The organism is Azospirillum sp. UENF 312511 (assembly GCF_058780635.1).
In genome coordinates, this window is the sequence record NZ_JBSNCG010000003.1 from 495,372 (window position 1) to 517,403 (window position 22,032).

General features: G+C 67.9%; 11 protein-coding genes and 1 tRNA gene. 7 read left to right on the plus strand and 5 right to left on the minus strand.

Annotated features, from left to right (window positions below; translation table 11 throughout):
* The first annotated feature begins 403 nt into the window (after window positions 1-403).
* Entirely contained in the window at window positions 404-10,756 is a 10,353-nt protein-coding gene (locus ACWPN7_RS13715; RefSeq protein ID WP_492273323.1) for an Ig-like domain-containing protein, read from the plus strand.
* A 96-nt stretch (window positions 10,757-10,852) separates the two neighbouring features.
* Here the strand turns inward: ACWPN7_RS13715 and ACWPN7_RS13720 are convergent, their stop codons facing one another.
* Entirely contained in the window at window positions 10,853-11,761 is a 909-nt protein-coding gene (locus ACWPN7_RS13720) for a LysR family transcriptional regulator (RefSeq protein WP_459196999.1), read from the minus strand.
* A 107-nt stretch (window positions 11,762-11,868) separates the two neighbouring features.
* Between ACWPN7_RS13720 and ACWPN7_RS13725 the strand changes: the two genes are divergently transcribed.
* The 6 genes from ACWPN7_RS13725 (at window position 11,869) to ACWPN7_RS13750 (ending at window position 17,476) form a co-directional block, all read left to right on the plus strand.
* Complete coding sequence (locus tag ACWPN7_RS13725) at window positions 11,869-12,600, plus strand: SDR family oxidoreductase (RefSeq protein WP_459196998.1); 732 nt, start codon at window positions 11,869-11,871, stop codon at window positions 12,598-12,600.
* A gap of 25 nt (window positions 12,601-12,625) precedes the next feature.
* Window positions 12,626-13,135 carry a carboxymuconolactone decarboxylase family protein gene (locus ACWPN7_RS13730; RefSeq protein ID WP_459196997.1) on the plus strand — a complete coding sequence of 170 codons (510 nt, stop codon included), beginning with the start codon at window positions 12,626-12,628 and terminating at the stop codon, window positions 13,133-13,135.
* Entirely contained in the window at window positions 13,132-13,488 is a 357-nt protein-coding gene (locus tag ACWPN7_RS13735; protein ID WP_035672441.1) for an Atu4866 domain-containing protein, read from the plus strand. The genes ACWPN7_RS13730 and ACWPN7_RS13735 overlap by 4 nt, the downstream gene beginning before the upstream one ends.
* A 191-nt stretch (window positions 13,489-13,679) precedes the next feature.
* Window positions 13,680-14,309 carry a calcium-binding protein gene (locus tag ACWPN7_RS13740; RefSeq protein WP_051657900.1) on the plus strand — a complete coding sequence of 210 codons (630 nt, stop codon included), beginning with the start codon at window positions 13,680-13,682 and terminating at the stop codon, window positions 14,307-14,309.
* 81 nt (window positions 14,310-14,390) lie between these two features.
* Complete coding sequence (locus tag ACWPN7_RS13745) at window positions 14,391-16,124, plus strand: type I secretion system permease/ATPase (RefSeq protein WP_492273324.1); 1,734 nt, start codon at window positions 14,391-14,393, stop codon at window positions 16,122-16,124.
* A 14-nt stretch (window positions 16,125-16,138) separates the two neighbouring features.
* Complete coding sequence (locus tag ACWPN7_RS13750) at window positions 16,139-17,476, plus strand: HlyD family type I secretion periplasmic adaptor subunit (protein ID WP_459196995.1); 1,338 nt, start codon at window positions 16,139-16,141, stop codon at window positions 17,474-17,476.
* A 160-nt stretch (window positions 17,477-17,636) separates the two neighbouring features.
* On the opposite strand, the gene ACWPN7_RS13755 is transcribed toward ACWPN7_RS13750, so the two are convergent.
* The 4 genes from ACWPN7_RS13755 to mnmA all read right to left on the minus strand — a co-directional run bounded on the left by ACWPN7_RS13755 (window position 17,637) and on the right by mnmA (window position 21,958).
* Window positions 17,637-19,334, minus strand: a complete 1,698-nt coding sequence (locus ACWPN7_RS13755) for a Calx-beta domain-containing protein (protein WP_492273325.1) — start codon at window positions 19,332-19,334, stop codon at window positions 17,637-17,639.
* A gap of 377 nt (window positions 19,335-19,711) precedes the next feature.
* On the minus strand, window positions 19,712-20,197 hold the full coding sequence (locus ACWPN7_RS13760) for a hypothetical protein (RefSeq protein WP_149649526.1): 486 nt from the start codon (window positions 20,195-20,197) through the stop codon (window positions 19,712-19,714).
* Window positions 20,198-20,618: 421 nt separating this feature from the next.
* A tRNA-Met gene (locus ACWPN7_RS13765) sits at window positions 20,619-20,693 on the minus strand.
* Window positions 20,694-20,824: 131 nt separating this feature from the next.
* Window positions 20,825-21,958, minus strand: a complete 1,134-nt coding sequence (gene mnmA, locus ACWPN7_RS13770) for a tRNA 2-thiouridine(34) synthase MnmA (protein ID WP_349619447.1) — start codon at window positions 21,956-21,958, stop codon at window positions 20,825-20,827.
* Window positions 21,959-22,032 lie beyond the last annotated feature (74 nt).

Here is a 22,032-nt window from a genome sequence, read left to right on the forward strand (position 1 = left end):
TTGCCGCCCCCCATCGGTTCACTATGCCAAGATGTGAAGGGCAGCAAACGGGGCACATTGCTTGCCGCCGCAACCCCCGCTTGCGCCGCCTTTATTGACCAATCGCTGCATATCCGGCAGCGCAGCATAATAAAAATCCAGTATATCCATGATTTCTTCAGTAGTTAATCAATGATTAACGATGCATGAATGCGTCAAATAGCGCAATATTCTGCAATATGTAACATTACAATGAAGATTTATGCTTGCCGTTAACAAAGAAACGCCTGTGTCAAATGCGGTTTCCACGCGCTGTATTCATTGACCAAGACGTCTGGTTGTGGGTATGTCAAATCAAACGAGGTAGCCACTTCTTTCGAGAAACGGCCACTCTGGATTGCATCCCATTCAGGAAATGTCCGCTATGACCGAAGCGTCCGCCGCCGCCCCCACCACGCGCGTTATCACCTCTGGCCGCTTCCTCGACACGGCGGCCGAGATTGCCGTCATCGACACTGCCCTCAGCGGTTGGCGGGACCTTCAGGCGGGCCTTCCCTCCGGCATGGACGCCGTGCTGATCGGCGAAGGCCGCGACGGCGTGGCGGCGATGGCGCAGGCCTTGGCCGGGCGCCAGGGGGTCCGGGCGCTCCATGTGCTGTGCCACGGCTTCGAAGGCGGCCTGCAACTCGGGACGGCGCGGCTCGACGAAGCGGCGCTGACGGCGCGCGCCGCGGAACTGGCGGCCACCGGCGCCTGCCTTGCCGACGACGGCGACATCCTGCTGTACGGCTGCAACGTGGCGAGCGGCCATGGCGAGTCGTTCCTCGACGCTCTGGCCGACATCACCGGCGCCGCCATGGCGGCCTCCCGGACCCCGACGGGCGCCGCGGACCTGGGCGGCGATTGGGATCTCGCCTGGACCCGCGGCACGCCGCGGACCGAAGCCCTGCGGATCGACCAGTATCGCGGTGTGCTGGCCGCGCCGTCCGTCCGGGAAGCGGTCGCCTACACCGGTGAAAGCATCATCACCATCACGTACGACGATGAGCTCGACACCTCAAGCAACCCGCTGCTGTCTCATTTCGTGGCGACCGACGGGACCCTGAACGCGGGCACCGGCTCCATTCTGATCAATGGAAATTCGGTCGCCCTGGTCAGCGCGGTTGTTTCCAGCAACGCCGTGACACTCACCGTCGGCCACCAATTCCAGGTCAATGACAGCATCGCCTTCCGGTACGAAGATCCGGCGGGTGACGACCTGACCGGGGTCATCCAGGCGTCCTACGGCCTGGACACCGTGTCGGTGGACGTCAACGTTACGGTTCTGACCGCTCGCCCCCCGGCACTCCTCTCAGCATCCGCGCAAATCGGGACCAACAAGGTCGTCCTGTCCTTCGATCAGGCGCTGGACGCCAACAATCCCCCGTCCACCCAGCAGTTCTTCGGGTCCTCGTCGACGCAGGGGCAGATTCGCATCAACGGCGTCTACTACAGCGTTTCGAGCGTCGCCGTCGTTGGAAGCACCGTCACCGTCGAGGTCGGCAACGGCTACATCTTCCAGAATGGGGATCTCGTCTCCCTCCGTTATTACGACGGGGACACGGTGGACAGCACCACGGCCATCCAGAACCAGGCCGGCGTCGATATTCCGGATTTCAGAACCAGCTTCACCGTCCAGCTCAACGCGCCGACCGTGACCGCGACGGGCAACGCGCCGACCTTCACGCAGAACGCGGCGCCTGTGGACCTGTTCTCCGGGGTGACCGCCAGCACCAACACCGGACAGGTCTTCACCAGCGTGACCCTGACGGTCACCAACGTCGTTGACGACGAGTGGCTGTCCATCGACGGCACCATCCCCATTTCCCTGTCCTCCCCCGCCACCGGGGTAACCGTGGCGACGATTCCGGGGGCGACGCTCTCCACCTCGTACAGCGGCACCACGGCAACCGTCACCTTGAGCGGGTTCAGCCTCACCGGCACCCAGTTGGCGGCGCTGATCGACGGCATCGCCTACGTCAACGCCGGCGACGCCGTCACCGGCATCGTCACGCCCGGCAACCGCGTCATCTCCATCACCAGCGTCACCGACGACGGCAGCAACAACAACACCTCCACCCTCAGCGGCGTTTCCTCCACCGTCGTCGTTGCGGCCGCGGCGCCCCCGACCCTGACGGCGACCGGCAACACGAACACCTTCGTCACCTACACGAGCCCGTCGGACCTGTTCTCGACGGTGACGGCCAGCACCAACGACTCGGGCCAGGTCTTCACCAGCCTGACGCTCACAGTGACCGGCGTGCTGGACGGCGCGTCGGAAATGCTGGTCTTCCTGGTCCCCGGATGGTCGTCCTCGACCATTGCCCTGAACCACGGCGCCACCTCCCTGCCCGTCGGCGGGGTGACGGCCAGCGCCACGGTCAGTGGCGGCACCGTCACGGTAACGATCAGCGGCCTGCAACTGTCGGACAGCCAGATGGCGTCGTTCATCGACGGCATCGCCTACAACAACATCGCGGCTCTGCAGAGCGCCACGCCGTCCGATGGCCCGCGCGTCATCACCATCACCGGCGTCACCGACGACGGCAGCAGCGACAACAGCACCAGCCTGAGCGGCATCACCGCCACCGTCAACATCGGCGCTCCCCAGGCGCCGGTCCTGCAAAGCGCTGCCGTGGACGGCACGTCCTTGGTGCTGACCTACGATGTGGCGCTCGATTCCGCCAACCCGCCGGCGGCGGGCGCCTTCACCGTCACGACCGGCAGCAGCCCGGTCACCGTCAGCGGCGTCGCCGTGGACGGCGCGAACAAGACCGTCACGCTGACGCTCGCCCAAGCGGTCGCCCATGGCAGCGCGGTCACCGTTTCCTATACCGACCCGACCGTGGGTGACGACGTCAACGCCGTTCAATCCGCCTGGGGCGGCATCGACGCCGCGACCGTCGCCACGCAGCCGGTCACCAACAACACGCCCAACCCGAACGCCACCCCACCGACCCTGACGCTGAGCACCGAAACCCCATTCTTCATGGGGAGCAGCGGCAGCAGCGGCTTTGACCTCTTCAACGCGGTGACCGCCTCGACCGTCGACGGCGGACAACACTTCACCGGCATGGTCCTCAAGGTCTACAACGTCGTCGGCAACGGCGGCACCGAGTTCCTGACCATCGGTGGCAGCGACATCACGCTCAGCACCGGATCGGGCACGTTCAACAACGGCAGCTACGCGGTCACACTGGCCAACGGCGTCGCCACCGTGACGCTGAACGGCATGTCGTTGAGCGACGGCACCATGGGCTCGCTGATCGACGGCATCACCTACAAGAACACCGGCCCGGCCAACGCGGCGTTCGGCTCCACCGAGACGCGGCCCATCGTCCTGCACTCCGTCACCGACAGCGGTCCCGTCGGCCAGAACACCACCGTCGTCGACCAGGTCGCCACGGTGACGATCGCCAACACGATGTCCGCGCCCGCGCCTCTCAAGATCGCGCCGACAAGCCCGACCGTGTCATTCGTTGCGGGGACGCCGAAGCAGGTGTCCTTCACCATCACGGCCACGCAGTCCATCACCCTGGTAGGGTCGATGGTCGAGTTCGGCGTCAGCGCGCCCAGCGGCTGGACGGTCGCGAACATCAGCCTCGACATGCCGGTCACCGGCATCATTACGATCGGCAGCGTCTTCACCCTGACCTTCGACATCACGGCGTCCGGCACGGACACGTCCGGTGCATTCCCCATCAGCATCGTCTCCACGGCGGCCGGGATCGACATGAGCACCGCCGCCATCTCGAACTCGGTGATGGTGATGCTCGCCCCACCCGCGCCGGTGCTGCAGAGCGCCACGGTCGACGGCACCTCGCTGGTCCTGACCTATGATGCCGCGCTGGACGCGGTGAACGGCCCGGCCGCAAGCGCCTTCGAGGTCAAGGTCGGCGGCAGCACGGTCACCGTCTCCAACGTCGCGGTGAACAGCGTCAACAAGACGGTCACGCTGACTTTGGCCCAGGCGGTCCAGCACGGACAGACGGTCACCGTCAGCTACACCGATCCCACCAGCGGCGACGACACGGCGGCGATCCAGAACGCCACCGGCGGCGCCGACGCGGCCACCGTCACCAACCAGTCGGTGACGAACAGCACGCCGGACACGACGCCACCGTCGATCACCAACGTCACGATCCCCAACCAGCCGGCCCAGGTCGGCGACACGGTGACCGTGACGATCACCGTGGCCTCGGACAGCGACACCTACACGCTGGGCAACGGCAGCACCGTCGGCGGCTTCGCGCTCGCCAATCTGACCAGGGTCAGCGCGACCACCTACACCGCCACCTTCACCGTCACCGCCGACGGCCAGCGCACCGGCAACCTCGCGGCCAACCAGGACATTCCGGTCAACATCGTCCTGGTCGACAGCGCCAGCAACGCCAACACCCCCTACACCACCCCGATCAGCCAGAACAACGACCGCATCGACACCAACGCCCCGCCGGTCCTCGCCGTCCCCACCACCCCGCCGACGCTGGTCGACACCTCGGCCACCGACACCTTCCCGCTGATCGACGGCCAGCTCTCCGCGACCGATCTGGAAGGCGACACGCTGACCTACTCCGTCGCCGGATCGCAGGCCTCCCCGGTCCAGCACGGCAGCGTCACGCTCAGCAACGGCGTCACCTACGACACCTGGTCCACCGGGCCGGGCGGCACCGCCTACGTCAACAGCCAGACCGGCCACTACGCCTACGTCTTCGACGCCGCCTTCCTCAACGGCGTCCCGGCCGGGCCGATGCAGGGCACCGGCACCTTCACCGTCTCCGACGGCAACCGCACCGTCGAGCGGCAGCTCACCCTCAACTTCACCGGCGCCAACGACAGCCCCATCCTGTCCAACGACGTCCGCAGCCTGGCCGCCATCGACCAGGGCATCGCCGACGCCGCCAACACCGGCACCACCGTCACCGCCCTGCTCGCCTCGGCCGGCACCGCCACCGACGCCGAGTACGACAGCCCCTTCCCGCTGGTCACCGTCCTCCCGCTGGGCATCGCTGTCACCGGGGTGACCAACACCAACGGCACCTGGCAGTACAAGGTCGGCACCGGCGCCTGGACCGACATCCCCACCGCCTCGTCCGCCGGCGCGGCGCTGCTGCTCGCCGGGTCGGACCGCGTGCGCTTCGTGCCGAGCGGCTCGGGCTTCACCAACACCGACACCGGCGGCCTGACCTTCAAGGCGTGGGACCTGACCAGCGGCACGGCGGGGGCCACCGCCGACACCACCACCGCCGACGCCTACAGCGCGGGCAGCGCCACCGCGACGATCACCGTCGACGCCGTGCCGACCCTGACCGCGACCGGCGGCAGCAAGACCTTCGGCGTCGGGGTGGACGGCACGACCACCAGCCTGTTCAGCGGCGTGGCCGCCTCCACGGTGGAGGCCGGGCAGAGCTTCCGCGGGGTGGTGTTCACCGTCAGCGGCGTGACCGACGCCACCGAGGTCCTGACCATCGGCGGCACCGACGTCGCCCTGACCAACGGCGCCACCGCCACCCTGAGCGGGCTGGGCGTCGCCGGCGGCAACGCCGCCGTCACCGTGTCGGTGGTCGGCGGCGTCGCCACGGTGACCGTCACCGGGCTGGAGCGCAGCGACGCGCAGATGAACGCGCTGCTGGGCGGCGTCACCTACAAGAACACCAGCGCGTCGGCGACGCTGGGCGACCGCACGGTGGCGGTCGCCAGCCTGACCGACAGCGGCGGCGCCACCGGAGCCGCGACCATCTCCGGGGTCAGCACGGTGGTGAGCGTGGCCGACGTGACGCCGCCCGTGGCTCCGGTGGTCACCAGCGCGGCGCTGAGCAACAGCGCCACGCCGATCATCGCCGGCACGGCGGAGGCGGACAGCACGGTCACCGTCACCATCGGCGGGGCGACCTACACCACGACGGCGACCAACGGCAGCTGGTCGATCAACCTCGCCACGGCGACGCCGGCCTCCGGGTCGCTGAGCCTCAACGCCAACGGCACCAACGCGGTGTCCGTCACCGCCCGGGACGCGTCCAACAACACCTCCACGGCCGGCACCCAGACGCTGACGATCGACACCACCGCGCCCAACGCTCCGGCGGTGACCAGCGCCGCGCTGACCAAGAACGCCACCCCGACCATTGGCGGTACGGCTGAGACCGGCAGCACCCTGACGGTGACCGTCGGCGGCGCCACCTACACCACGACCGCCACCAACGGCACCTGGAGCCTCAACCTCGCTACGGCGACACCGACCGCCGGATCGTTGAGCCTCAACGCCAACGGGACCAACGCCGTCTCGGCGACGGCAACGGATGCGGCCGGCAACGTCTCCTCGGCCGGCACGCAGACGCTGACCATCGACACCACCGCGCCCAACGCGCCGGCGGTAACCAGCGCGGCCTTGACCAAGAACGCTACCCCGATCATTGGCGGCACGGCGGAGACCGGCAGCACGGTGACCGTCACCATCAGCGGCGCCACCTACACCACGACGGCGACCAACGGCACCTGGAGCCTCAACCTCGCCACCGCCACCCCGACCTCCGGCTCGTTGAGCCTGAACGCCAACGGCACCAACACCGTTTCGGCGACGGCAACCGACGCCGCGGGCAACACCTCCACGGCCGGCACCCAGACGCTGACCATCGACACCACCGCGCCCAACGCCCCCACCGTTACGACGGCGCTGAGCAACAGCACGACGCCGACCCTCACCGGCACCGCGGAAGCGGACAGCACGGTCACCGTCACGGTGGGCGGCGCCACCTACACCACGACGGCGACCAACGGGACCTGGAGCCTCAACCTCGCCACCACGACACCGACCTCCGGGTCGCTCAGCCTCAACGCCAACGGCACCAACACCGTCTCGGCCACCGCCACCGACGCGGCGGGCAACACCTCCGCGGCCGGCGCCCAGACGCTGACCATCGACACCACCCTGCCCGATGCCCCGACGGTGACCAGCGCCGCGCTGAGCAACAGCACGACGCCCACCCTCACCGGCACGGCGGAGGCGAATGCCACGGTCACCGTCACCATCGGCGGAGCGACCTACACCACCACCGCCTCGGGGACCGGCGCCTGGAGCGTCAATCTCGCCACCGCCACCCCGACCGCCGGCACGCTCAGCCTCAACGCCAACGGCACCAACACCGTCTCGGCGACGGCAACGGATGCGGCCGGCAACGTCTCCTCGGCCGGCACGCAGACGCTGACCATCGACACCAACGCGCCCAACGCCCCCACCGTTACGACAGCGCTGAGCAACAGCACCACGCCGACCCTCACTGGCACCGCCGAGACCGGCAGCACGGTGACCGTCACGGTGGGTGGGGCCACCTACACCACCACCGCCACCAACGGCACGTGGAGCCTCAACCTCGCCACGGCGACGCCGACCTCCGGCACGCTCAGCCTCAACGCCAACGGCACCAACGCCGTCTCGGCCACCGCCACCGACGCGGCGGGCAACACCTCCTCGGCCGGCACCCAGACGCTGACCATCGACACCACCGCGCCCAACGCCCCTACCGTTACGACAGCGCTGAGCAACAGCACCACGCCGACCCTCACCGGCACCGCCGAGACCGGCAGCACGGTGACCGTCACGGTGGGCGGCGCCACCTACACCACGACGGCGACCAACGGCAGCTGGAGCCTCAACCTCGCCACCACGACACCGACCTCCGGGTCGCTCAGCCTCAACGCCAACGGCACCAACGCCGTCTCGGCCACCGCCACCGACGCGGCGGGTAACGTCTCCTCAGCCGGCACGCAGACGCTGACCATCGACACCACCCTGCCCGACGCCCCGACCGTCACCACCGCGCTCAGCAACAGCACGACGCCCACCCTCACCGGCACGGCCGAGGCCAATGCCACGGTCTCCGTCACGGTGGGCGGCGCCACCTACACCACCACCGCCTCGGGGACCGGCGCCTGGAGCCTCGACCTCGCCACCGCCATCCCGACCGCCGGCTCGCTCAGCCTCGACCCCAACGGCGCCAACCCCGTCGCGGCCACCGCCACCGACGCCGCCGGCAACACCTCCGCGCCGGGCACGCAGACGCTGACCATCGACACCACCGCGCCCAACGCCCCGGCAGTGACCAGCGCGACGCTGACCAACAGCGCCACCCCGACCATTGGCGGCACGGCGGAAAGCGGCAGCACGGTCACCGTCACCATCGGCGGCGCCACCTACACCACCACCGCCACCAACGGCAGCTGGAGCCTCAACCTCGCCACGGCGACGCCGACCGCTGGATCGTTGAGCCTCAACGCCAACGGCACCAACGCCGTCTCGGCCACCGCCACCGACGCGGCGGGCAACACCTCCTCGGCCGGCACCCAGACGCTGACCATCGACACCACCCTGCCCGACGCCCCGACGGTGACCAGCGCCGCGCTGAGCAACAGCACCACACCCACCCTCACCGGCACCGCCGAGACCGGCAGCACGGTCACCGTCACGGTGGGCGGCGCCACCTACACCACCACCGCCACCAACGGGAGCTGGAGCGTCAACCTCGCCACCGCTACCCCGACCTCCGGGTCGCTGAGCCTGAACCCCAACGGCGCCAACACCGTCGCGGCCACCGCCACCGACGCCTCGGGCAACGTCTCCGCGCCGGGCACCCAGACGCTGACCATCGACACCACCCTGCCCGACGCACCGACCGTCACCACCGCGCTCACCAACAGCACCACCCCCACCCTCACCGGCACCGCCGAGGCCAACGCCACGGTCACCGTCACGGTGGGCGGCGCCACCTACACCACCACCGCCTCGGGGACCGGCGCCTGGAGCCTCGACCTCGCCACCGCCACCCCGACCGCCGGCTCGCTCAGCCTCGACCCCAACGGCGCCAACCCCGTCGCGGCCACCGCCACCGACGCCGCCGGCAACGTGTCGAGCCCCGCCACCCACACGCTGACCGTCGACACCACCCCGCCGACGGCCAGCGTGCTGTTCGACGACGACAGCATCGACGCCATCGAGCAGTCCAGCACCGCCTTCACCATCAGCGGCGGCGAGGCCGGCGCCGCCTTCACCTGGACGATCACCTCCGCCGGCGGCGGCCAGGTCTCCGGCAGCGGCGTGATGAGCGGCCCGACCGCGCAGGTCGGCGGGCTCGACCTCTCCGGCCTGGGCGACGGCACGCTGACCCTGACGCTCGCCCTGACCGACCCGGCGGGCAACGCCTCGGTGCCCTTCACCGCGACGACGCAGAAGCTCACCGCCACCGTCGACAAGCCCGCCCCCGTCGCCCCGCCGCCGGTCGCCACGGTGGACGGCGCCACCGTCACCGGCGCGGTCACCACCAACGGCGACGGCAGCCGCACCACCACCGTGACCATCGAGGCCAGCACCGGCACCCGCGTCGAGGACACCAGCACCGCCAACCCCGACCTCGCCGACGTCCCGGTGGTGCGCGAGCAGGTGGTCGACGCGCAGACCGGCCAGGTCTCCACCCAGACCACGCTGACGGTCAGCGTCTCCACCGGCGTCGCCGTCACCGCCACCGGCGGCGCCGAGCGGCAGACCGCCGCCCAGGCGCTGACCGGGCTGACCGGGCTGATCGCCGCCATCGAGGCGCGCACCGACGAGGGCACCGCCGCGCGCGGCACCTTGACCGGCGGCGGCTCGGGCTTCCTCTCGGTGCTGTCGGCGCAGGCCCAGCTGCTGGTCCGCGCCATCGACTTCACCGCGCCCGGCGTGGCCGCCGGCCAGGCGGTGCAGACCAAGGTGACCGGCACCACGCTGGGCGGCACCGGCCCGACCAGCACGGCGCCGACCGCGGTAGTGCTCAACACCACGGGCCTGACCGGGCCGGTGACCATCCAGCTCGACAACGTCGAGTTCGCGGCGGTGGTCGGCAACGCCACGCTGGTCGGCGGCGACGGCGAGCAGATCGTCTACGGCGACGACCACGAGCAGTACATGCATCTGGGCGACGGCGACGACCTCCTGCACGGCGGCGGCGGCAACGACACGATCACCAGCGCCGGCGGCAACGACACGCTGTACGGCGACGAGGGCGACGACCTGGTGCACGGCGGCGAGGGCGACGACTGGCTGTTCGGCGGGTCGGGCAACGACCTGATCGGCGGCGGCACGGGCGACGACCGCGGCTTCGGCGGCGAGGGCGACGACGTGCTGTTCGGCGAGGAGGGCGACGACACGCTGACCGGCAACGAGGGCAACGACACGCTGAGCGGCGGGGCGGGCAACGACCTGCTGTTCGGCGAGGAGGGCGACGACCTTCTGTACGGCGACGAGGGCGACGACACGCTGAGCGGCGGGGACGGCAACGACACGGCGCTGGGCGGGTCGGGCAACGACCTGATCGCTCTGGGGTCGGGCAACGACCTGGGGCTGGGCGGGGACGGCAACGACACGCTGTTCGGCGAGGAGGGCGACGACACGCTGTTCGGCGGGGCGGGCGACGACGTGCTGCACGGCGGGGCCGGCAACGACGTGCTGTTCGCCGACGGCGGGGCGGACACGCTGTGGGGCGGCGAGGGCGCGGACGTCTTCGCCTTCGGGCGCAACTCCGGCGGGTCGGTGGTGATGGACTTCGAAGTGGGAGTAGACCGCCTGGCCTTCTACGAGGCCGGCGTCGACCTCGGCGCGGTGATCCGCTCGGCGCGGGTGGAGGGCGGCAACACCACGCTCGACGTCGGCGGGGGCAACCGCATCACCATCCTCGGCCAGACCGGCAACGTCGCCGCCTGGTTCGGCTGAGCGGCGGCGGCGCAGCGCGCTCCGCAAACGAAAGGCGGGTGCCGGCGCCTTCGGGCTCCGGCACCCGCCTTTTTCTTTGCGGGCGATAGACGACCCTCAGGCCATCGGGCGGCCGCCGTTCCGCGTCCGCAGATGGTCGATGAGGGCGCGCAACCGCGGCGGCACCGTCCGGCGGCTGGGATAGTAGAGATGGAACCCGGCGAAGGGCGGGCAGAACCCCTCCAGGACGGCCACCAGCGCGCCGCGCTCCAGATGGGGCCGGAAGGTCTCCTCCATGCCGCAGGTGAGCCCGGCGCCGGCCAGGGCCAGCCGGACCATCATCCCCATGTCGTTGGTCGCGACCCTCGGATTCACCGCGATGTCGAAGTCGCGGCCGTCCTCGGTGAACTCCCAGCGGTAGGGCGCCACGTCCGGCGCCGGGCGCCAGCCGATGCAGCGGTGGGCGAGAAGATCGCGCGGATGAACGGGGCGGCCGGCCAGCGCCAGATAGGCGGGTGAGGCGACCACAAGCTGCCGCTGCGGGGCGGAGACCGGCACCGCGATCATGTCCTGCTCGATCGCTTCGCCCAGCCGGACACCCGCGTCGAAGCCCGCCGCGACGATGTCGAACTCCTCGTCGGTCACCAGGATGTCGACGCCGATCGAAGGATAGGCGGCGAGGAAGCCGGCCAGCGCCTCGCCCTCCAGGATGCTTTCCGCGATGGAGGACACGGCCAGCCGCAGCGTGCCGGCCGGTGCGCCGTGCGTCGAGGCGATGGTCTCCAGCGCCGTGCCGATCTCCGCCAGCGCCGGCCGCGTCGCGGCGAGCAGATGCGCTCCGGCGTCGGTCAGCCGGACGCTGCGCGTCGTCCGCTGGAGCAGTGGCACGCCGATCCGGTCCTCCAGCCGGCGGACCGCCTGGCTGACGGCGGAGCGGGTGACGCCCAGACGCTCGGACGCCCGGCGGAAATTGAGCGTCTCGGCCACCGCCAGAAACGCCGCCATGCCTTCGAATGGATCGCTCATTGGTTAGAAAAACTAATCAGCCCGTTCACGATTGGCAACTCGAACATTCCAGTGGTCGGTCATAGCTTTTCCCCATCACCGCAACGATCGACGGAGAGGAGCAGACCATGACCGCGATCACCGACAAGACGATCCTCATCACCGGCGCCTCCAGCGGCATCGGCGAGGGCACCGCCCGCGTCCTCGGCGCCGCCGGGGCGAAGCTGGTGCTCGGCGCCCGCCGGACCGACCGGCTGGAATCCCTGGCCGCCGACATCCGGGCCGGCGGCGGCACCGCCGAGGTCCGCGCGCTGGACGTGACCAGCCGCGCGGACATGGCGGCCTTTGCCGCCTTCGCGCAGGAGCGGTTCGGGCGCATCGACGTGCTGGTCAACAACGCCGGGGTCATGCCGCTGTCCCCCATGGCCTCGCTGAAGGTCGAGGAATGGGACCGCATGATCGACGTGAACATCCGCGGCGTCCTCTACGGCATCGCCGCGGTGCTGCCGGTCATGAACGGCCAGGGCTTCGGCCAGATCATCAACATCGCCTCCATCGGGGCGCTCGCCGTGTCGCCGACCGCCGCCGTCTACTGCGCGACGAAATACGCGGTGCGGGCCATTTCCGACGGGCTGCGCCAGGAGAACGAACGGCTGCGCGTCACCTGCGTCTGCCCCGGCGTCGTGGAATCGGAGCTGGCCCACACCATCACCGACCCGGAGGCCGAGGAGCTGATGCGGACCTACCGTGCCGTCTCCATCAAGCCGGACGCCATCGGGCGGGCCATCCTGCACGCCATCGAGCAGCCGGACGACGTCGACACCAACGAGATCGTGATCCGACCCACCGCCAGCCACTGAGCCCGTCATCGAGGAGGATGTGAGCATGACCCACGGCACCGACACCCTCGGCCGTCCCCCCGCGCGCCTGCGCACCCTCGTCGCGGCGGGGCTGCTCGCCGCGGTTCCGGCGATGCCCGCCCCCGCCCTGGCCAGCGCCCTGACCACGGAGGAGCGCGCCAAGCGCGGCGGCGAGGTGATCCGCAGCCTGAACAACGGCCAGCCCCAGCCCACCCTGGAGCGGATGCGCGAGGAGTTCCCCTTCCTGGCGGAGGCCACCGAGGCCTACGCGCTGGGCGACGTCTGGTCCCGGCCGGGGCTGGACACGCGGACCCGCCAGTTGGCCGCGGTCGCCGCCTTCGCCGCCATCGGCGAGACGGCCTTCATGAAGATCCACGCCGGCTACGCGCTCAACGCCGGCGTCTCCGAGGACGAGTTGAAGGAGATCATCTACATGGTGACGGTCCCGGCGGGCTTCCCCCGCGCGATCTCCGCCGCACGCACCCTGTCGGAGCTGTTCGCCGAACGCCGCCCGTCGGAAGGAGACACGCCATGAAACGCGCGTTCGCCCGGACCGCCACCCTGACCGCCGCCCTGCTCGCCTCCGGCGCCGAGGCCCTGCCCGACCGCAAGGCGCTGGCCCAGACCGCCGACCGGCCTGAAGTGCAGCAAGCGGATCACCCCTATGTCGGCCTGTGGGTGACGGAGGACGGCCGCGTCCGCCACGAGCTTCTCCCCAACAACCGCTACGTCGAGGCGCGGGGCAGCCGGGAGAAGGCGTACCAAGGCCGCTATCGGGTCACCGGCGACCACATCGACTATTGGGACGACACCGGCTTCACCGCCGACGGCGACTTCATCGACGGGGTGCTGCACCATGGCGGGATGATCCTGCACCGGCGGCGCTGACCGCAACGCTTTTTCTCTCCTGTGCAAAACTGTGAAGTGGACAACAGTGCCGGATGCCCGATCCGGGAAGAATGGCTGTGCAAGGGCGAGGTCTTCGGAACGAACCGGCAAAAGGAACGCCGCAAAAGGAACGCCGAAGAATACCCCTCCCCCTGCACGGCACAATCCCCTGATCCGAAGGAAACGCATCAATGGCAAACGTCTATGGCACCAACAACGCCGACTATCTCGACATGATCAAGTACGGCGTCAGCAATGACTACGTGCAGGGTTACGACGGCAACGACACCATCCTCGGCTGGTCCGGCAACGACACGCTGGACGGCTGGAACGGCAACGACGTGCTGTACGGCGAGTCGGGCAACGACCTGCTGATGGGCTATTACGGCGCCGACACGCTCTATGGCGGCAGCGGCAACGACCAGCTCTACGGCGAGAGCGGGTACGACAAGCTCTACGGCGGCGACGGCAACGACACGCTGAGCGGCGGCGACACCTTCGACGACCTCTACGGCGGCACGGGCAAGGACCAGATGACCGGCGGGGCCGGGGCCGACTGGTTCTTCTTCGAGACTAAGGACAGCGGCGACATCTACGCCGGCAACGCCGACACCATCACCGACTTCAAGGACGAGGACCAGATCTGGCTGAAGGGCAGCTACAGCTACGCCGGCGCGACCAGCGCACCCGCCGACGGCCAATACAGCATCTGGCAGAAGGACGGCTACTACGTCGTCACGTGGAACGCGGCGAACGACACCGGCTATCACGACCTGATCGTGAAGGGCGACAACCCGATGGGCGACATCTCCTTCTACTGATCCGCCTGACCGAGGTCCCGGGCGCGCCGTCCTTCCCGGCGCGCCCCTTTCCCTTCTCCGGACGACAGGAGCGCCCTTCCCATGGCCGCACGGGAAACCCGCCGCAGCCCATCCGCCAGCACGCCGGCCCTGCGCGCGATCCGCCGGCGCATCGCCACCGGCCTCGCCGCCGCGGGCGGATTCAGCGTCTTTCTCGCCCTCATCCAGCTGGCGATGCCGCTCTACACGATGCAGGTCTACGACCGCGTGCTGGGCAGCCGCAGCGTGGAGACTTTGGTGGCCCTGTCGCTGCTGGCGCTGGGCTGCTTCGCCGTGTTCGGGCTGGTCGAGGCGATCCGCGGGCGGCTGACCCAGGCCATGGGCCATCTCGCGGCGCGCAGCCTGACCATGGACGCGCTGGAGGCGTCGATGGGCGGCCTGCTGCGCGGCGGCGCCAGCCGCCCGGCCCAGGTGCTGCGCGATCTCAACGAACTGCGCCAGTTCCTGTCCGGGCCGAGCCTCACCGCACCGCTCGACGCGGCACTCAGCCTCGTCTTCCTGCTGTTCCTGACGCTGATCCACCCGCTCTACGGCCTCGTCTGCGGGGGGAGCATCCTGTGTCTGGTCGGGGTGAGTCTGCTCGGCCGCCTGCTGACCATGCCGGGGGCTGCGGAGGCCAACCGCGCCCTGTGCCGCCACGGCGCCGAGGTCGAGGCGGCGTCGCACGGCGTGGAAGCCGTTGCCGCCATGGGCATGATGGGCAATCTGCGCCGCCGCTGGCAGGCGGTTGAGGACGACCATCTGCGGCTGGTCAACCAGACCGCGGGACGGGCGCAGGCCGTGGCCTCGCTCGCCAAGGTCTGCCGGATGACCGCCCAGGTGGCGATCCTCGCCGCCGGCACGATGCTGGTGTTGGACCGGCAGGTGTCGCCGGGCAGCATGCTGGCCGCCTCCATCCTGATGGGCCGGGCGCTGGCGCCCTTCGAGCAGTTGATCAACTCCTGGCGCAACTGGTCTTCGGCCCGCGAGAGCCTGCGCCGCCTGCGCGGCCTGTTCACGGTGGATGCGGTGCCCGCGCCGGCCGCCCCCCTGCCCCGCCCCAGCGGCTCCCTGCTGCTGGACCGCGTGACCTACGTCCCGCCGGGGTCGGACCGCCCAACTCTGCGTGGCCTCTCCTTCTCGGTGGAGCCGGGCGAGGCGGTGGGCATCGTCGGCCCCTCGGCGGCGGGCAAATCCACGCTGGCCCGGCTGCTGGTCGGCGTGCTGGAGCCGACCCAGGGCGGCGTCTACCTCGACGGCCACAATGTGTGGCGCTGGCACCGCGACGACTGCGGGCGGCATGTCGGCTACCTGCCGCAGGGCGTCGGCCTGCTCGGCGACACGGTGGAGGACGCCATCGCCCGGCTGGGCGATCCCGACCCGGCGCTGGTCACCGCGGCGGCGCGGCGGGCCGGCGTGCATGAGATGATCGGACGGCTCTCCGACGGCTACCGGACGGCGATCGGCGAGGGCGGCGCCCTGCTCTCCGGCGGGCAGCGGCAGCGCATCGCGCTCGCCCGCGCCCTCTACGGCGATCCCCGCCTGCTCGTTCTCGACGAGCCCAACGCCAACCTGGACCAAGCCGGCGAGGCGGCGCTGCTGCGCGCCATCGCCGAGGCCAAGGCCGGCGGTGCCGCAGTGGTGGTGATCGCCCACCGCCGCTGCGTCCTCGACGCGGTGGACCGCATCGTCGTGCTGCGCGACGGCATGATCGACCAGACCGCGACGCGGGCCGAGATGGTCCGGCGCCTGGGGAGCACCACCCCGCAGCCGGTTGCCGCCACCGCCACCCCCTGATTGGAGACATCGAGATGACGACGACCGATACGCTGCTGGGCCGAAGCGCCATCCCGACGGAGCCGCGCCGCACCGAACCTTCCATCGGCGGAGCGGTGCGGGCGGGCTGCGCGGTGATCGCCCTGGCGCTGGGCGCCGGGCTCGGCTGGGGCTTCCTGGCCCCGCTGGACAGCGCCGCCCACGCGCCGGGCACGGTGGTGGTGGACGGCAACCGCAAGACCATCCAGCATCTGGAAGGCGGCATCATCGCCGAACTGGCGGTGCGCGACGGCGACGCGGTGGCCGCTGGCCAGACCCTGCTCCGCCTGGAAGGGACGCAGAGCCGCGCCACCCTGGAGGAGCTGTCCACCGAACAAGCCGCCGCCCTGGTCCGCATGGCCCGCCTGCGCGCCGAATACGCCGGCCAGCGCGCCTTCTCCGTCCCGGCGGAGCTGGTGGATGGGAGCGCTGCCGCCCGGCGCGCAATGGCCGTGCAGCAGCAGCTGTTCGCCGCCCGCTGGACCCGCCATGACGGCGACATGGCCGTGCTGCGCGAGCAGCGCCTCCAGGCCGAACGCGAAGTGACCGCCCACCGCGCCCAGGAGCGTGCGGCGGCCGAGCAGATCGTCTTCATCGAGGAGGAACTGGCCGGCGTGCTCGACCTCTTCAACAAGGGTCTGGAGCGCAAGCTGCGGGTCCTGTCGCTGAAGCGCGCCATGGCCGACCTGGCCGGCACCCGCGATCAGTCCCACGCCCGCGCCCTGCTGGCCGAGCAGGCGGTGACGGTCGCCGACACCCAGCTCCACGCCAAGGAGACGGCCCGCCGGTCCGACATCGCTGCCGAGATGGAGGAGGCGCAGAACGCCCTGGACCAGACCGCCGCCCGCCTGAAGGCCGCCCGCGACGCGGTGGAGCGCACGGAGATCCGCGCCCCGGTTCCAGGCCGCGTGGTCGGGCTGACCGTCTTCACCGTGGGCGGGGTGGTGAAGCCGGGCGAGCCGCTGATGGACATCGTTCCGGACAGCGGCCCGCCAACCATCGAGGCGCGCATCGACCCGCTGGACATCGACGTGGTGAAGGCCGGCCAGACCGCGCAGGTCCGCCTCAGCGCCTTCAAACCCCGCCGTACGCCCTCGATCGACGCCACCGTCGTGGACGTCTCCGCCGATCGCCTGACCGATCCGACGACCCACGCCCCCTACTTCGTGGCCCGCGTCCGCCCCCTGCCCGGCGCGCTGGAGCGCATCGGCCCGGCGGCCCTGCATCCGGGCATGCCCGCCGACGTGCTGATCGCGACGGGCCAGCGCCGGGCGATCGACTATGTGCTGGCGCCGTTGCAGGACGCCATGGCGCACGCGCTGACGGAGGATTGAGGGGCATCGCCGCTTCACATCTCCAACGTCAGCGCTGAGGCGACGAGCGCGCCCCGCCGTGCACCAGGAACACCAATCAAAGTCCCGGTTCGGTCATATCAAGCCATTGGCTTTCCTCAAACCCCGAGTTGATGCCGATCCGCACTCCGAATGGGCATCCTCATTTCAAGGTGATGGCCAGATACGGCGAATCGCCCATTGTCCACGATGCGCTCATCAGCGCCGAAACGGCAACGCCGGCAAAGGTCATGGCGGCATCAATGCTGCCATTGCCGTCCAGGTCACAGAAGGCCGTCGCGCCTTTGAACCCATCGGTTCCCGACATATCCTGCCAAGTCAGCTTCGAGACCCCTTCCCTGAAACCCCAAATCGTCGCCCATTCCCCTTTTTCCAAATCGGTCACCGTCGACCACGTCACCCCGCCGCCGCGACCGTCCACAAAAAAAGTATCCTGCCCCGATCCGCCCGATAGAAAGTTCGATCCGGTCCCGCCATCGAGAACATCGTCACCATCACCGCCGGATGCAGCGTCGTCTCCACCAAACAGATTGATAAAGTCATTGCCGCTTGAACCGGCAATAACTTCACCGCGCTCGTCGCCCAAATGCTGCCACTGCAGATAGGTTACGGGACCTTCATACACACTGGCCGTCACACGATCGGCACGTCCATCTACATAGCGTTCCAATAAAGGCGCAGCGCCAACATGCGGGTTATCGGTAGGGGGTTGTGGTGTTGGGGTGGTTTCGACTGGAGGCGTCGGTTGCACATCATCGTTTCTGATGACAACGTTCACGCTCGATCTTTCCAAGGCAGCTTGGACGGGGCTGGAGAGTACAATCGAGAAGGTCTCATCCGGCTCGTAGTCGATATCACCAGCTATTTGTATGGTAACCGTCTTGGACAACTCACCAGCCGCGAAATGAACGACTCCCGACGGAAACGCATTGCCGACAAAATCGGCCGGATTTGCCGCGGCAGAACCTGACCCGACAACCGTGTAGGCGACGGTGGACACGCCGGAGCTGTCGCCGGTGCGCGTTACCGTGAAGGTGAACGGATTTGCACCAACGCTTCCCTCATCGACAATGGCCGAATCGACGGAAACGGACAACATGCTTGGAGTGTTTGGATCGGGCGCGGTGAGAATGGGATCGACCGATATGAAACCTGTATAGTTCAAGCTGTCGTTCCGGTCCATCACCATGGCGTTGATGATGGCCGGATCAACCGTGCCGAACCAATTGTGGTCAGCAATCATCGCTACGTCGGTAGCTTGATACGCCAGCGCTAACGCCACTTTATCAGTAGATAAAAAACTATTATACTGGACGAGCAATTTTGCCGTGTCATATACGACCAAATTTTCGACAGCATAATAGGTTGTCTGATCGATGAACACATTATTCTTAATGTTTACAGTTTTCCCATTACTAACACCGACAGTGAACCCGCCACTGTTACGAAAAACATTGCGCTCAATGTCAACATCCTGTTTTGGATACAGGACATAAATATAGTTTTGCAGACCGTTCAATTCCGAATCTTTAAGAGAGAAAGAACCGTAACCGGTTCCCATGGCGGGATTCAACATCCCCCCACCGTTCCACAATACATGGGATATATCGATCCTCCCAGGCTGGTCGGAGGTGGTGGTGGACCCATAATTGACATGCACATTATTAAGGGTTACGGGTTGCTCTTCAGAACCAACAATCTGAAGATTACCAAATACCTCAATATATTTGTTGTTTAGAACTGCACCAGGCCCAATAGTTAATGTCGCGCCGGGGGCAATCTGTATTATTGCGTCCGTGAATTGGTTGGAATCCCAGACGGCGTCTTGGGTGATGATCACGTTAGCTCTCCGCTTGTGTTCTTGTTCGTTCCAGAACAGGAGGCGCTATGATCACCGCCCGCTTGCAGCCTGTCCGGAAAAGAAGCGTCCATACAGGCAACGACAGGAAGCAATCGCTATGGATGACCATCCCATTCATAGCATTATCATAGGTCGAAACCATGATAAATTGCAATGAAACATGTATTGCCAAAAAAGCGCCTTAACCGGTGTGTTTCCACGAGAGCCAAGCTGGCTCAAGGCCCATCTGCGGTGTCGTCGCACGGACCGGCCTCGGCGTCGATGCTTGCGCGCGGATCAAAACCCCGCCTTGATGAACTCAAGCCATTGCGCTTGCTTGGCTCGGGAGAGGTTCTGATCGGCTCTCTGAATGGGTTTCAGGCTTTAAGTTCGCTAACCTTCTCCACGGAAGCGCCCGTTGCCCGAACGTTTTCAAGCACAGCGTCAATGGAGCGCTGAATGAATTGACTGCTGTCGCCAACAACAGAGCGGGCGAGATCAGTGCCGATGTTTGCGATACCACCGGACTGAATTGAGAAGCTCGTGAATATATCGAGGCTCACGCCATCTTGGTACGGCCAAAGACACACATAATAACCCGTGCTTTCACCATAACCGGCCATGCTTTTATCAGCGCCAGTGGCGATGTATGGAGCATCCTGGCAACTTGGCACCTGAATGCGGCTTCCCGAAGCCTCGGCAAGCGCACCCAACTTGCTGCCCGAGAATGGGCTTTTCAACTCAAGGCGAGCAGGTTGAGCTGCCAGTTGCGCCGGGGGAAAGCTACGGTCGATCTTAACCGAATCGGCATTCGTCCCTTGAAGCCCCTTCGTTACCGCCGCGGCAACGGCCTCATAGGACACGCCCGCCACTCGATAAGTGGTAAGCGACCGTGTCGTCTGCTGAGTCGGTTTCGTTTGGCACCCGCTCAGAAGCAAAGTGATGGCTGCAGCAGCAGCGAACAAAGAGACACACTTCAACGCCCAACCTCCTTTGGTAGAACAGGAGGTTATGAATACACCAAAATTCAGAAAATGCGAACGATTCGGAGACCAACCGGATGGCGAAAGCCTCAAGCAGAAGAACCACGTGAGGATGCGGCAGTCGAACACCGCGTCAAGGAGACGGAGCGGAAGTGCCGGCGACGTCGCCGATCACCAAACTGGACCGCGCGGAACAGCGGCGGCAGTGATGGTGTCTAACTGGTTGTCTAACTGCTCTCCGCCGAAAGGAGAGCAAAATCATAAAGGCCAGCCAACCCATTGGATTGACTGGCCTTCATGATGGTAGCAGCGGAGGGATTTGAACCCCCGACCAAGGGATTATGATTCCCCTGCTCTACCACTGAGCTACGCTGCCATCGTGCTTACCATCATCTCCCGGCGCGGTCCGTTTCGGTGTTGGCCGCCGCGGTTCGTGCCGGGGCCGCTTATGTATTCCAGGGGGACCGGGGTGTCAACGCTGAAATTTCACTTTTTGCGAAGTTTTCGTCAGGCCCCCGTTCCGGCGATCCAGCCGCCGCCCAGCACCCGGTCGCCCTGGTAAACGACGCAGGCTTGGCCGGGCGCCACGCCGTATTGCGGCTCGTGCAGTTCGGCCTGCGCGGTGCCGTCCGCACCCAGCCGCCACACCGCCGGGGCCGGCGGCTGGGCGGAGCGGAGCTTCACCTCGACCTCCAGCCCCTCGCCGGGGGTCAGGGCGGGGCCGAGCCAGTTGACCTCGCGGATCGTCACCACGCGGCGCGCCAGATCGCGGCGCGAGCCGACGACGACGCGGCGCTGGCCGGGCTCCAGGCGGACGACGAACAGCGGCTCCTCCTCGCCCCGGATGCCGCCAATGCCCAGCCCCTTGCGCTGGCCCACCGTGTAATGGACCACGCCGCGGTGGCGGCCCAGGACGCGCCCGTCGACATGGACGATGTCGCCGGGCTCGACCGAGCCGGGGCGCAGCTTTGCCACCACGTCGGCGTAGGAGCCGTTGGGGACGAAGCAGATGTCCTGGCTGTCCGGCTTGGCCGCCACCTCCAGCCCGTGGCGCTCGGCCAGAGCGCGGGTCTCCGGCTTGGTCAGGCCGCCCAGCGGGAAACGCAGGAACTCCAGCTGCTCGCGGGTCGTGGCGAACAGGAAGTAGCTCTGGTCGCGGCCGGGATCGATGGCGCGGTGCAGCTCCGCCCCCGCCGCCCCCTGGACGCGGCGCACGTAATGGCCGGTCGCCAGCGCGTCGGCGCCGAGGTCGCGGGCGGTGTTCAGCAGGTCGCGGAACTTGACCCGCTGGTTGCAGCGCACGCAGGGGATCGGCGTCTCGCCGCGCAGATAGGTGTCGGCGAAGTCGTCGATCACGTCCTGGGAGAACTTGCCCTCGTAATCCAGCACATAATGCGGGATGCCGATGCGGTCGGCCACCTGACGGGCGTCGTAGATGTCCTGCCCGGCGCAGCAGGCGCCCGGCTTCTGCAGGGCGATGCCGTGGTCGTAGAGCTGAAGCGTGATGCCGACCACGTCGTAGCCCTCCTCCCGCAGGACGGCGGCGGTGACGGAGGAATCGACGCCGCCGGACATGGCGACGACCACGCGGGTGTCCTGGGGACGCTTGGCGATGCCGAGGGAATTGGCGTAGGAGATCATGGCGCCCTATATGGGCTGGTTCCCAAAAAATTCACCACCGGAGAACCGGGGGCGCCGCGCCCGCGAGCGGGCTG